Here is a 13,872-nt window from a genome sequence, read left to right as displayed (position 1 = left end):
GGATTAAAGATACTATTTTTTATATAGCGGCCCATAGGTCTGGCATGCTCTGTAATCGGCACCTTCTTTATCCATGCCAAATGCATTCCAAGCCGATGGACGATAGATGTCGTCTACACTTACATTATGCATACAAACCGGAATACGAAGCATTGATGCCAGCGTGATCAGGTCGGCTCCGATATGCCCGCAACTGATTGAACCATGATTAGCGCCCCAGTTGTTCATTACCGAATAAACATCTTTAAAGTTAGGATCGTCTGTCAGGCGAGGCACAAACCATGTAGTAGGCCATCCTTTGTCTGTTCTTTCATCCAGAATCCGGTGCATATCAGGATCGAGGTCTACAGTCCAGCCTTCTGCTATCTGTAATACGGGACCTAATCCTTTCACCAGATTCAGACGCACCATCGTACATGGCATACCTCCCCTTGTCAGGAATTTGGACGAAAAACCTCCCCCGCGGAAATACTCACGGTTGGCAGGCATCCATGTAGTAGCATCCAGGCATGCTTTAGCCTCTGCTTCGGCAATATCCCAGAAAGGTTTCATCACAGGCTTACCGTCTTTATCGTTCTGATATCCGCTACCATCTAATGTGGCGGCACCAGAGTTTATTAAATGGATCATACCACCTGAAGCTAATCCTTCCAGCTTCTTGCCTGTAACACGTTCTACTGCATCGGCACTCCAATAGGTACGCACATCGGCAAATATCTGGGCTGTGTTTGTCAACAAGTATCCAAACAACATAGCCGAGCCATTTAACGCATCATTTTCTGTAGCTAATACGTACGGAGCGCGTATACCCGTCCAGTCGAAAGAGGAATTTAAGATAGCCTCAGTAAAGTCTCCATTCGGATAGAAATCAGTCCATTGGCGCTGTCCCTGAAATCCTGCCGCAATAGCGTTATGTCCAAGAGATTCTTCTCCGAAACCCATTTCTTTCAGCTTCGGATTACCGATCATAAGATCGCGGACAATCAGAGTCATTTTCACGATAAATTCCCAGTCTTTATCACATCCTGCCTGGTCTTTCACCAAATCGGAACGGTTGATGGTATCTACACCTTGTTTACAATTTGCTTTTGCCCAAGCCAGAGCCTTTTCAAATTCTTCTTTATCATATATGCCTTCAGTCATGCGGCGGATGATCTCAACTTCATCGACACCTTCGCAACGCATACCCAGATAATCTTCAAAAAAATCGGTATTTACAATAGAACCCGCGATACCCATACATACCGCACCTATAGACAGGTATGATTTACCTCTCATTGTGGCAACAGCCAAACCGGCTTTAGCGAATCGCAAGAGTTTTTCCTTAACGTCGCAAGGGATTTCAGTTGTGCCAATATCCTGTACATCGTGTCCATAGATACCGAATGCAGGTAATCCTTTTTGCGCATGTGCAGCCAGTACAGCAGCAAGATATACTGCTCCGGGACGTTCTGTTCCATTAAATCCCCATACGGCCTTCACTGTATGTTGTTCCATATCCATGGTTTCGCTGCCATAACACCAGCACGGAGTAACTGTGATAGTAACCCCTACTCCTTCTCTACGGAACTTTTCGGCGCAAGCTGCGCTTTCAGCTACACGTCCGATAGTGGAATCGGCGATAATACACTCTACCGGCGTACCATCGGGATATTTAAGTGTGGATGTCAATAAATCGACAACACCCTTTGCCATATTCATTGTCTGTACTTCGAGTGATTCGCGAACACCACCCATTCGGCCATCTATAGTCGGACGGATACCAATTTTAGGCCATTGACCTTTAAATCTGTTTGTTTTCATGATAATTTATATATTTGAAGGTTAAGTATTGATTTAACTCAGGCTCCATCAAAAGTAAAATTTTAAGATGAAAACAACTTTCATTATTTCGATGAATAATTTGTACAAAATCGATATTATCGTATATTTACAATATTATATATGTAATAAATAATCGTTCTATTTTCTACTGCGCACAATCGAAGATTGCTTGCCATCCTTTTTTCCTAAGCAAAAAAAGGATGCAAAAATGCTTTGGTGGCTCACCCTCCATGCGACCCGTTACAGGCTCACGGGCTAAATGGAAAGATTGTCCTGCGGACGCTTCCCATTTCACGCCCCTCTCGCCTGACGGGTGCCCCGCACTACGGCTTAATGCCACCGGGCAAAGCCACGACAAGGCAGGGTAATTCTTTATCGTGCGTCAGCTTCCCGTGCATAGGTTCCTACGACGGGCACCTGTCCGGTGAAGACGGCGTGAAACCAAATACTGTCTGAGCCGCAGGCGAGTTTATTTGGTTTAGCCGGCAAACCGTTGACAGGTCGGCGGGGAACAAAGCACTAGCCTTTTGTTTCGTTTTGGGCAATGCCAAAATGAAAAACAAACCCGGAGGGTGCGTTAGTAATAATAGAACGATTAAATCTAACTGCTGATTTGCATTAAAATATAAAAGAGATCGATGATAATAGATAATCTAAACCTGGTATTGCTAAATGTGGGCTATTCTGAACTGAATGCCAATTGGAACTGGAAAAACATAAACAGTCCTTTTGCCCGCATATATTACGTCACCGGAGGTGAAGCCAGAACATACATCAATGGGAATGAATATATTCTTACCCCCGAGAATCTCTACCTTACCCCGCCTTTTGCCCTGCATGACGATGAATCGGATAGTTTCTTTTCTCTTTATTATATCCATTTCTATGAAAAGACATATAATAAAGAATCGATATTCGACAAACTGGATTTTCCTGTTGAGATAAAGGGGAATACATTAAGTTCGCTATTGATTGAAAGGTTATTGCATATAAACCCAAACAGACATTTGCAACATATAGACCCTAAAGTATATGACAACACCCCCACATTTTCTCAATATATAGCTGAGAACAGCCGTATGCCGGCCCATTCTGTTTTAGAGACCCAGGGTATTTTATACCAGCTTATGTCTAAATTTTTAGAATGTGCCAAGCTCAAGCCGAGATATGAAGATAAAAGGATAAATAAATGCCTCCAATATATCCACAAGAACATGGATAGGGATATAATGCTTTCCCAGTTGGCAAATGTTGCATGTATCACAGAGGATCATCTTATACGCATATTCAGAAAGGAGATGAACTGTACTCCTATAAAATATATAAATCTGAAAAAAATGGAAAAGGCGCAACTACTGCTACTCACTACGAATATGCCCGTCGCCGATATTGCCATGGAATTATCTATCGATAATATATCCTACTTCAACAGATTATTTAAACAATACACAAATCTTACTCCAAGCCAGTATAGAAATAACAAATCGGATTTTTCTATTTGATCAAGGCAATGGAAATTGCCATGTAATACTATTGAGCATAACTATTGAGCATAACTGCTTGGAGCCACTCCGTATTGTTTTTTAAAGGCTGACGAAAAGTGTGAAAGGTTCTTGAAACCAACCTCGACGTAAACATCTGTAACCGTTCTTCCATCTTCCTGAAGCTTCTCGCGGGCAGCTTCAAGCCGTCTCTGTATCAACCATTTCTCAGGCGACAGTTTACTTATTTTCTTAAAATCCCGCTTAAATGTGGAAAGGCTGCGACCGGTGAATGAAGCAATATCTTCCAGAGAAAAATCGTACATATAGTTTTCATTCAAAAACTCAAGTATATCAATCTTCCATGGCTCGGTAAAGTCAAAAAGCGTAGCATAGAATTTATCATCGATGCGCAAAAGGGAATACACCCCTTCTAATAATTTCAGCTTCATTATATCATCTGACGGCTCGACAGTGGAATCGAAATAAGGCACCAGTGACTGGAACAATCCTTTTATATCCGGAGTCTGAGGTAATTTTATTACGCTATGTTTTTGTTTCTCTGCTTTCAGAGGCAGCTCCTTTCTTTCAAATTTTTGATATACTCCACGCAAGAAGTTACGCTTAAAGGTGAGGAATATCGCCATAAAAGGCTCTCCGTTTTTAGGCTGCTTTATCATATTCACCCGGTTGTCCCGTTTCAAGAAAACACATTCACCCGGCTTTATCACAGTCCTTCTCTTTCCCTCATCCAGTATATATTCCCCGGAATACAGATATACCAGAAAATGGTCGCGAACCATACTCGAACACATGCAATCGTCACTAAAATAATAGCTGAACAGGATATCGGAATATCTGGAGACTATGTAACCTTTTTTGTTATTCATGATAAAGACATTTTTACAAAGATAACATTTTGCGAAAAAGACATACTGGATTTAACATTTTTTCCCTGCCTTATAAGCTTCTCCGACTGCCGGATTTCCAACAATATCCCCTTTATTCCAGGCTCCGTAACCAATGATGGTTCCTGCTTCAGCAACATTCTCAAGGCAATCCATAAATCCCCTGAATGCGGCGAGTGTACCCGAGATAGAACCTCTTTCTTCATCGGCTAGGGCAGCAATAAGGTAAGCTTTTCCCTTCAGCTCGGTGTAACGCGGAACAGTGCGGTCGATCAGGGTTTTAAGCTGCGCATCTATTGTATAAAAATATACAGGCGTCCCGAATACCAAAACATCCGCTTCTACCATTTTATCCAAAACCTCTGCCATATCGTCTTTCTGAACACATTTATTTGTTTTGTAACAGGAACCACAGCCAAGACAATAATTGATCTTCTTGTCGTGGAAGAATATTCTTTCCACATCATGTCCTGTTTCCTGTGCCCCGCGCATGAACTCATTGCACAGATAGTCGGAATTGCCTCCCCGCCGGGGACTGGCAGATATGATCAACACTTTCTTTTTCATATTATTTAATAGTTAAGCCGAGCATAATATATATACTCAATTATCGACCTGTATTATTGACAATATTATATTCTTCATTATTAACAGGTGTCATCCATGTTACTCCACTACCCTCTTTCATATTCGAAATAGCAACATGAACAAGTTTTGCATCGGCTGCCGCACCATGCCAGTGTTCCACATCTTTCGGTATAGGAACAACACTACCTTTAGTTAATTTCTGAGCTGGTTTGCCCCGTTCCTGATACCAGCCGCTTCCCTCAAGTACCAGAAGAGTTTGCCCTATCGGATGAGTATGCCAGTGCGTTCGTCCACCCGGCATAAAAGTAACTTGGCCTACTGTGTAAAGGTTTTCCATCTGATCCGGATTTACTAAACCCTGAACATAAACCTCCCCTGTAAACCAGTCTGAAGACGCACGTTGACCGATAGAAAATATAGCATTCCGGTAACCGGAACCTATCTTTCCTGCGATCGATCCAATTTCTTCAAGTTGCTGATCTGTTAGTCCGGTATTTCTGCCCAGATTAAGATGAGAACGCCGCATCGGATCGACTCCTTCCATCGCCGAAAGTGCAGAAATAGTGGCTATCTCCCGCTGCTGAAAAGTAAGTATATCCCGTTCGAATATATCGGCAAAGAGATGTTCTTTCAGAAAGGTGTCAATCGCCGGAGCAAAAGCATTAGCTCCAGTCAGAGTGAGTTCTTCAACACCTGTCAGCTTTTGCAGGTTTTCTTTCCCACGTGCATATTTATCTCCAGTGGAGGTTATCGCTGAAACGTCAGCACCTGTATTATCCTCAATTCCTTTTGCTGTGCGTTCGTCCATCACAGCCATAAAGGTGTTGATCCCTTGCAGGCTGCGGGGAAAACCGCAATACGCATACATTTGTACCAAAATCTCTTTTATCTGATTTATGGTAAGTCCTGCATCCAGTCCTGCATTTAACTCTATTTTCAGAATATCGAGGTTACCGATTGCCGTATTGGCGGCTATAGTAACAATCTTTTGTTGTTTATTATCCAGTGATTTCATTTCCTGTGCTTCTAAGTTGATACTAAAACTGAAAGCGGCTAACGCCGCAATCAGTATAATGATTGTTCTTCTCATAATATTAAAGCTATTAAGATTACCTTTTGTCATTGTTCAGCTTTTTACTTTTAATGTAATACAAAGAAAAGCCATAAAAGGCAAAAACAGTTTGCTAAAAAGCTCAAGTTGTTTTGCCGAAAAGTTCACCTCTAAAAATTATACAGTCAGGTTTATTCGTATAAAAGGGAAGATATAAGAATATAAATATGAAAAAAGACAGCGTACGATTCATTATCGTATGCTGTCTTTTTATATCAATTCTGCAGGAGTTCTTTTATCCTACAGGCAATTTTCGGCATGATAAGAAGAACGTACCAACGGGCCACTTTCAACATAAGAGAACCCTTTTCCCATAGCGATCTCTTTCAGCCGCCTGAATTCATCGGGATGAATGTATGCCGCTACGGGCAAATGTTTGCGTGTCGGCTGCAAATACTGCCCGATGGTCAGCACAGAGCAATTCACAGACAATAAGTCGTCCATCAGCTGCAGTATCTCATCGGTGGTTTCTCCCAAACCGACCATGATACCCGATTTAGCTCTTAATCCGTTCTCCGCAATACGTCCCAATACCGACAGACTCACATCGTATTTCGCGGCACTACGAACTTTAGGTGTAAGACTGCGAACTGTTTCCATATTGTGAGAAATAACATTCGGTGCAGCATCGCAAACCATATCTACCAGATGCATCTTTCCCTGAAAATCGGGAATAAGCACTTCGATAGTGGTATTCGGATTTACTTCTTTCACCTTGTTTATAGTGTCTACCCAGTGCTGTGCACCCTGATCGGGAAGATCGTCCCTGTCGACGGAGGTAATCACTGCGTGTTTCAATCCCATCAATTGTATGGACTTGGCTACATTTGACGATTCATTCCTGTTCAATGGCAGAGGACGTCCTGTTTTGGTATTGCAGAATTTACATGAACGGGTACAAATATCTCCACCTATCATAAATGTAGCCGTACCTCTGCCCCAGCATTCACCCATATTAGGACAACGGCCGCTTGAGCAAATGGTATGCAGCCCGTGAGATTCTACTATATTGAGAGTTTCGGAGAAGTGGTCTCCTCCCAGTTTGATCTTTAACCACTCGGGTTTTCTAACGTGTTCCATGATTTATGTATGTGATTACGATTTAAACTTTGAAAAATATACACAAAGATAGCCCATAGATACCTTTATGAAAAACCGTTATGGTTAAAATCCTGTATGATAATATTTATCACTGATAGATGAACAAAAAAGATTAACTGTCTTCTTCTTCATCAGTCTGACAACGCTTCTTCAAGGTATAATATTTCGAAACCGAATATCCTATAAAAAATGCCCCTATTGCCCATAGCGGAAAAAATATCAGCAATTCGTTCTCCGGGCTAGTCCACCATGACAATCCATTTTGGGCTGTAAAAACAACAAACAGTAAGAACAGGAAACCCATAGAAGCAATATAACCTATCAACATATTCTTTTTAAACATAAGCAATCCTCCTCAATATTAAGTTTTACATATTGGTTTTTAAAAATTTGATCACTTTTTCATACAAATAAGCTCTGTTTGCCGCACCACGGATAGAATGATCCTTATCCGTAAACACAAACATATCGAATTGCTTATTTGCCCTTACCAAAGCTGCCGCATAGTCCATTGTATTCTGGAAATGAACATTATCATCGGCAGAGCCATGTATTAACAAAAGATTTCCCTCCAGTTTATTAGCCAGTTTTATAGGAGATCCTGCATTATATCCTGCCATATTTTGCTGAGGGGTACGCATAAATCGTTCGGCGTATACTGTATCATAAAATTTCCAGTCGGTAACAGGAGCAATAGCCACCCCGGCTTTGAAGGTGCCGTCACCCCGGCTCATACTCATCAGCACATTGTAGCCGCCGTAACTCCAGCCCCAGATAGCGATCTTGCTGCCATCTATATATGGAAGTGAAGCTAAATGGCGTGCCGCTGCTACCTGATCGTCCGACTCATATATCCCCAGATTCATATAAGTGCATTTGCGGAATTCTTCGCCACGGGCACCCGTTCCCCGGCCATCCACACAGGCCACGATAAATCCTTGTGTGGTAATGTAATCAGTCCAGTCCATGCCGTAACTATCTTTCACCTGCTGAGAGTTAGGCCCGCTATACTGCACCATCACCACCGGATATTTTTTAGAAGCGTTGAAGTCGGCAGGCTTGATCAGGTATGCATTCAAATCCCTGCCATCAGCCGATTTTACAGTGATAAATTCTTTTACAGGCAATTTCAATCCCGCCAAAGTATTCTTTAATGCCGTGTTATCTTCCAGCACACGCAATTCCTTACCTGTGGCATCGTGCACAGTAGATATTCTTGGAGTGGTCACATTTGTGAAACTATTGATATAATATTTGCCGTTTTTACTAAAATTAGCGCTGTTTGTTCCTTGTTTGGCTGATAGCTTTGTTTTGATACCTTTTACCATATCCACTTTATATATCTCCCGTTGAAGCGGGCTGACTTCTGCCGCCTGATAAAAGACCGTTTTTGTCTGCGGGTCAACAGCCAGTAAACCGGTTACATCATATTCACCTGATGTCAACTGCTTTTGCTGCACCCCGGTGTTATCATACAGATAAATATGGGAATAACCGCTTTTCTCACTCAGGTAAACAAACTGGTTTCCAAAGAACATGGTCGATTCAATCAGGTCGGAACTGATGTACCTTGAATTCTCTTCATGAAGTGCTGTCCGCGCCACAGCCGAACGGGCATTAGTCAAATACAGATCAAATTTATTCTGCTCCCTGTTCAGGGTAAAAATTGCCAGTTCATCACCTTCCGGCAAGAATTCTATACGAGGAATGTATTCCGTATCAGCGGGAATATTCATCTTGCGGATAGTCTTGGCATCTATATCGAATACATTGCAGGTCACTTTCGAGTTCTGCTCGCCGGCCTTAGGATACTTAAATGTAAAAGACTCAGGATAAAGCTTATTTTCATACATCTGCATCGAGAACTGCGGCACATCGGTTTCGTCGAAGCGAACAAAGGCCAGTAAACGTCCGTCAGCAGAGAAATCCATCAATGTTGTCGTTCCGAATTCCTCTTCATATACCCAGTCGGTACCTCCGTTGATTATTTTGCCAAACGCCCCGTCTTTTGTTACCTGTGATTCGGTATCATAGTCGAATTTTGCCAGCCAGATATTATTGTCAATCATATATGCCATCATACGTCCGTCACGGGAAAATACAGGAATAGATTGTTTCGATGTGTTTTCCGATAATTTACGTACCAGATTCCGGCGCACATCATAGTAATAATATGTTGCCTTGAACGAATGGCGATAAATAGATTCGGCATCGCGGTAAACAACCAGACGTTTTTCATCGGGACTGATCAGGAACCCCTGGAACGAATCGAACGTACATTCGCGGGCCCGGGCCACATTAAATATAGTATCGACCGGCTGCCCTGTCTTATATGAATATTTTATGATCATTCTGTTTTCCTTATCAGCCTGATAATAATGCTCGCCATCGGCCGAAGATGTAACGGGCGATACACCTTTTGCATAATACTTACCCGAAGTGATATCTCTTAAATCTAAACGCTGCGCAGTAGCTGTAGTGAATAAAGAAACCGCAATCAGCAATCCAAAAATGCTCTTCATGATCTATTTATTTTTATTTTATTTCAAAGGTAGTGTTTTTTTGAGAATAGGACATAATTCCACAAGCCAAGTACTCGCGTTATTTATTCTACACGGGTTCCCTGCATATCTATAAAAAAGGCTTCTTCGCCTAGTTTTACTTTTGCTTTGCCGTCTTTATTGAAATAACGGGCATCATCGTATATAAGTGGGATAACTTCTTTTCCTGTTTGGTCGATAAAACCACATTTACCATCTATGCAGACTGCCGCCAGACCTGTTTTTGTAAACGACCATGCAGGGCTGTATATGCAGGGGATAACCTCCTTGCCTGTTTTATCTATGTAGCCCCACCAGCCATTCATTCGAACCAAGGCCAATCCTACCGAAAAAAGATGTGCATAATCGTATTTATAAGGAATAGCAACTTCGTCTGTTGCCTTATCTACAAATCCCCATTTACCCTGATATTCTTGTGGAACTAATTTTGTTTCCTGTTTAGCCATATATTGTAATTTACTTATATTTTGGTTAGTATTTTCCTGTAATCACAATCTCCTCTCTTCTTAAAACCGTTGCTTAACAAAGCCTTGATCGAGAAAATATTTTCTTCCGAAGGATCTGCCGATATTTCCCGCCCGCCTAAAGCGATGATTTTCTCTTCTAATTGCTGAATAACTATTTTGCTGATGCCTTTATTCAAATACGCCTCTTCGCCAATCAGATAACCAATCTCATAAGTGTGATTTTCCGCTGAAACATCTCTGTATAAATTTTCAAAATCGTGTCCTTCTTCTTCCAAATCTTTCAGGTAAAAACAGTCAGCATAAAGACAATACCCTATTTTCCGGTCGTTATAACAGATAATGAAATGCGTCAGAAAATCGTACTTGCCATTTTTATTATTTACCTCATCTAACCAAGCCTTTCGCTGTTCTTCTCCGTCAGGGCACAACCTTTTGTAGATATATTCTTTGTCCAGCCATTTCTGAAATAAGGATACATCTCTGTCTTGAAGAGGTTCTATTCTGATTTCGCTTTTATTTATTGTCATCGCTAATGATTTCTGAATTTTGTTCTTTTGCTTATTTAGTTTCCATAATCAACAGATTCATCCTTTTCCGCATTTAATCACTATTTTGCAAAACTTTTATGACAAAGATATTTATTTTTCGGTAGCTGAGATAGAATAAGCATATAGCTTTTTAACCAAAACCTGACAGGTTTGACATTTTTCTTACTTCCAAAGATCACTTCTACTAACTACTTTTTACTTTCTACACATAGATAATTTTTCACCAATTTGATAATACTAATATAAAATCCGTCATATTACAAAAAAATGTTTAATTTTGCAGCCTGAAACATTTTTACAAAGGAAATGATAAACCGCGTTCTTATACGTATCAGAGTCGTTCAGATACTGTTTTCTTGTAGTCATAATGAAACTACCGACTTGCGAAAAGCCGAAAACGAACTTCTTTTCAGCCTGCAGAAATCATACGATTTGTATTTCTACCTGCTGTCTCTCATGATTGAGCTGACTAATGCTTACGAGCAGAAAGTAGATGCCCGCAGATCAAAATTATTGCCAACCGAAGAAGATAAACGTCCCAACACAAAACTGCTGGAAAATAAATTTATTCAGCAATTGCGTGAAAACAGGGAACTGGAAAAATACCTCAGGGAACGTCCGTTTTCATGGTACGAACACGACGCCTTCATTCGCAACTTACTGGAAGACATATTGAAATCTGAAGCTTATAAAGAATACACAGACAACGATTCAGGACTTTACGACAATGACAGGGAATTCTGGCGAAAAGTATTTAAGCATATCATCTGTAATAATGAAGACCTGTATACCATTCTGGAAGATGAAAGCCTTTACTGGAACGATGATATAGAAATTATCGAATCATTTGTGCTGAAAACCATTAAACGTTTCGAAGAATCGAAAGGGCCGGAACAGGAACTCCTACCGATGTTCAAGGATGAAACCGACAGGGAATTTGCTGTAAAACTGCTTCGCGAGTCATTATGGAACGGAAAAGAATATAAGGAAAAGATTGATAAATATACAAAGAACTGGGAGACAGAACGTATTGCGCTAATGGACATGGTGATTATGCAGATAGCAATAGCTGAAATAGTTACATTTCCATCGATACCTATCAGCGTCAGCCTGAACGAATACATTGACATTGCCAAATCGTATAGTACAGCCAAAAGCGCTTCATTTATCAATGGAATTCTGGATGCGATAGTCAAAGAACTGAAAGAAGAAAAAAAGATTATTAAGAAATAATAATACTTTATCCCTTTACAGACTTCATTCTAATTGAAAATATTCACTTATATTTGTAAATCATTTTTTAGAATAAGGAAAATCAGAATAATATAAATTAAACATCAAAGAATATTATGACTTTATTAAGCGTATTATTACAAGCAGCGGATGGGGCAGGAAGCAGTTTTTTAGGAAGCAGTGGCGGTATGATTGTTATGATGGTTGCACTATTTGCTATCATGTATTTCTTTATGATCCGTCCGCAACAGAAAAAACAAAAACAACTACAGGAACAGCGTAATGCTATCAAAGTAGGCGATAAGGTTGTTACTGCCGGAGGAATCCACGGACGTGTAAAAGAAGTTGGCGAAACATACTTTATTGTTGAAATAGCTGAAAATACAAGAATTAAAATCGAAAAAAGTTCTGTATACATTTCTCCTGAAGACGCTCAGGCTAAATAATTTTGCTAATGAATATAAACAGGTATAGCTGACAACATGAGCGATACTAGTGATAAAATATTACAAAAAGTCAGATCGTTTTTCAAAAGGATATCATGGAAAAAGATTCTGACTTTTTTATTTTTCGTATTACTGGCCTCAATATTCTGGATGATGCAGATCTATCGCCAGAAATTTGAGTCAACTCTTACTATACCTGTAAAATACGTAAATATACCAGACAGTATTGTCTTCGAAAACGAACTTCCGAATGATGTGTACGTACGTATCAAGGACGATGGAGCTGCACTATTCAGATATTATTTTACAAAGAGAAAGGATTCCCTGATAGTAGACGTCAGGGATATAGTCAGAGGTACACAGGAAAAAGTGATTCAGGGAAGAAATTTCGAACAACTGATACGTGGCAAATTATTCGTCACGTCCGAGCTTATCAGCTACTCTCCTACCCGTCTTTCGTATGCTTACGCTATATTGCATCAGAAAAGGCTACCTGTGATCTATGACGGATATGTAAGCCTTGCTCCAGGCCTGTTGCTCGATGGGGAGCTTACATTAAAACCCGACACAGTATTGGTATATGGCAGTAAAGCCGCGTTGGACACCATGTATTATGCACACACTGTTGGCGACACCTTGCATAATATCAACAAGGATAAGAAAATACTGGTGGCAATGAGATCCATAAAAGGCATAAAATATGTCCCTAGCGCTGTGGAATTATCCATACCTGTCGATGATTTTATAGAAAAGGATATAGAAGTACCTGTTACTTGCGTTAACCTACCGGAGAATCTGGTTATAAAATTCTTTCCTTCGACAATAAAGATTCCTATTCTCGTAGGGAAGAAAAGATACAACAGTATCACTTCCGAAAACTTTGAGGTGCTGATCGACTACAATGACCTGAAAGATTTGAAAGATGCCTCGATCCCTGTTCGTATAACAGAAAGCCCTAACTATATCCAGACCAAGATACCGATCCCATCGGAAGTAGAATTCGTATTGGAACAAAAATAGCGATGATCATATTAGGCATAACCGGCGGTATAGGAAGCGGTAAATCAACCGTTTCACAACTGTTCGAACTTTGTGGTGTACCTGTTTATATTGCCGACAACGAAAGTAAGCGGCTTGTTGCTACATCACCGGTTATACGTAAAAAACTGACCGGACTTTTCGGAGAAGAATTATATGAAGGTGGCGTATTAAATAAAGCTTTACTCGCTTCACATATTTTCAATGACAAGCAAAAGCTTGAAACCGTAAATGCAATTATTCACCCCGTTGTTGCAGAGGATTTTAACGAATGGTTAAAACATCACAAAGAAAAAGATATCGTCGCTCATGAAGCTGCTATCCTTTTTGAATCGGGATTTAATAAACTGATGAATAAAGTTGTGATGGTATACACTCCTCTCGAAATAAGAATAGAACGGACAATGGCACGTGATAACACCTCCCGGGAAAAAGTACAGGAGCGTATACAAAATCAGATGCCTGACGAAGAAAAGGCCGAACTTTCAGACTTTATAATTGTTAATGATGGTACATATTCGCTCATTGAACAAGTCACTAACATTATACAACAACTCAGGAAATAA

15 protein-coding genes are annotated in these 13,872 nt (G+C 40.5%); 6 read left to right on the top strand and 9 right to left on the bottom strand.

What is annotated here, in order from left to right; genetic code table 11:
* Positions 1-12: 12 nt before the first annotated feature.
* On the bottom strand, positions 13-1,737 hold the full coding sequence (gene fucI / locus GGR21_RS08445; protein ID WP_449390410.1) for an L-fucose isomerase: 1,725 nt from the start codon (positions 1,735-1,737) through the stop codon (positions 13-15).
* Between the two features lie 303 nt (positions 1,738-2,040).
* Between fucI and GGR21_RS08440 the strand changes: the two genes are divergently transcribed.
* Positions 2,041-2,280 (top strand): hypothetical protein, encoded by a 240-nt coding sequence (locus tag GGR21_RS08440; RefSeq protein WP_183306764.1) that lies wholly within the window; start codon positions 2,041-2,043, stop codon positions 2,278-2,280.
* A gap of 182 nt (positions 2,281-2,462) precedes the next feature.
* Positions 2,463-3,326: an AraC family transcriptional regulator gene (locus GGR21_RS08435; protein ID WP_183306763.1), complete on the top strand. Its 864-nt coding sequence runs from the start codon at positions 2,463-2,465 to the stop codon at positions 3,324-3,326.
* A gap of 41 nt (positions 3,327-3,367) precedes the next feature.
* On the opposite strand, the gene GGR21_RS08430 is transcribed toward GGR21_RS08435, so the two are convergent.
* The 8 genes from GGR21_RS08430 to GGR21_RS08395 form a co-directional block, all read right to left on the bottom strand.
* On the bottom strand, positions 3,368-4,195 hold the full coding sequence (locus GGR21_RS08430; RefSeq protein ID WP_183306762.1) for a helix-turn-helix domain-containing protein: 828 nt from the start codon (positions 4,193-4,195) through the stop codon (positions 3,368-3,370).
* Positions 4,196-4,246: 51 nt separating this feature from the next.
* Positions 4,247-4,780, bottom strand: a complete 534-nt coding sequence (locus GGR21_RS08425; protein ID WP_183306761.1) for a flavodoxin family protein — start codon at positions 4,778-4,780, stop codon at positions 4,247-4,249.
* Positions 4,781-4,820: 40 nt separating this feature from the next.
* A complete protein-coding gene (locus GGR21_RS08420) occupies positions 4,821-5,891 on the bottom strand; it encodes a (R)-mandelonitrile lyase (protein ID WP_246348034.1) in 1,071 nt (356 codons plus the stop codon).
* 261 nt (positions 5,892-6,152) lie between these two features.
* On the bottom strand, positions 6,153-6,995 hold the full coding sequence (gene lipA / locus GGR21_RS08415) for a lipoyl synthase (RefSeq protein ID WP_183306896.1): 843 nt from the start codon (positions 6,993-6,995) through the stop codon (positions 6,153-6,155).
* Positions 6,996-7,125: 130 nt separating this feature from the next.
* Entirely contained in the window at positions 7,126-7,356 is a 231-nt protein-coding gene (locus GGR21_RS08410; RefSeq protein WP_221232968.1) for a hypothetical protein, read from the bottom strand.
* Between the two features lie 25 nt (positions 7,357-7,381).
* Complete coding sequence (locus GGR21_RS08405; RefSeq protein ID WP_183306759.1) at positions 7,382-9,535, bottom strand: S9 family peptidase; 2,154 nt, start codon at positions 9,533-9,535, stop codon at positions 7,382-7,384.
* Positions 9,536-9,618: 83 nt separating this feature from the next.
* Positions 9,619-10,020, bottom strand: coding sequence for a WG repeat-containing protein (locus tag GGR21_RS08400; protein WP_183306758.1), 402 nt, complete (start codon positions 10,018-10,020; stop codon positions 9,619-9,621).
* A gap of 14 nt (positions 10,021-10,034) precedes the next feature.
* Positions 10,035-10,568, bottom strand: a complete 534-nt coding sequence (locus tag GGR21_RS08395) for a GNAT family N-acetyltransferase (RefSeq protein WP_183306757.1) — start codon at positions 10,566-10,568, stop codon at positions 10,035-10,037.
* Positions 10,569-10,895: 327 nt separating this feature from the next.
* On the opposite strand from GGR21_RS08395, the gene nusB reads away from it, so the two are divergent.
* The 4 genes from nusB (at position 10,896) to coaE (ending at position 13,872) form a co-directional block, all read left to right on the top strand.
* Complete coding sequence (nusB, locus tag GGR21_RS08390) at positions 10,896-11,822, top strand: transcription antitermination factor NusB (protein WP_183306756.1); 927 nt, start codon at positions 10,896-10,898, stop codon at positions 11,820-11,822.
* Between the two features lie 116 nt (positions 11,823-11,938).
* Positions 11,939-12,268 carry a preprotein translocase subunit YajC gene (gene yajC / locus GGR21_RS08385; protein ID WP_183306755.1) on the top strand — a complete coding sequence of 110 codons (330 nt, stop codon included), beginning with the start codon at positions 11,939-11,941 and terminating at the stop codon, positions 12,266-12,268.
* 36 nt (positions 12,269-12,304) lie between these two features.
* A complete protein-coding gene (locus tag GGR21_RS08380) occupies positions 12,305-13,288 on the top strand; it encodes a YbbR-like domain-containing protein (RefSeq protein WP_183306754.1) in 984 nt (327 codons plus the stop codon).
* Between the two features lie 2 nt (positions 13,289-13,290).
* Entirely contained in the window at positions 13,291-13,872 is a 582-nt protein-coding gene (gene coaE, locus GGR21_RS08375; RefSeq protein ID WP_183306753.1) for a dephospho-CoA kinase, read from the top strand.

Source organism: Dysgonomonas hofstadii (assembly GCF_014196915.1).
GTDB classification, from domain to species: Bacteria; Bacteroidota; Bacteroidia; order Bacteroidales; family Dysgonomonadaceae; genus Dysgonomonas; species Dysgonomonas hofstadii.
Note: the sequence above shows the minus strand (reverse complement) of the source record. Positions and strands in the feature narration are given on the sequence as shown.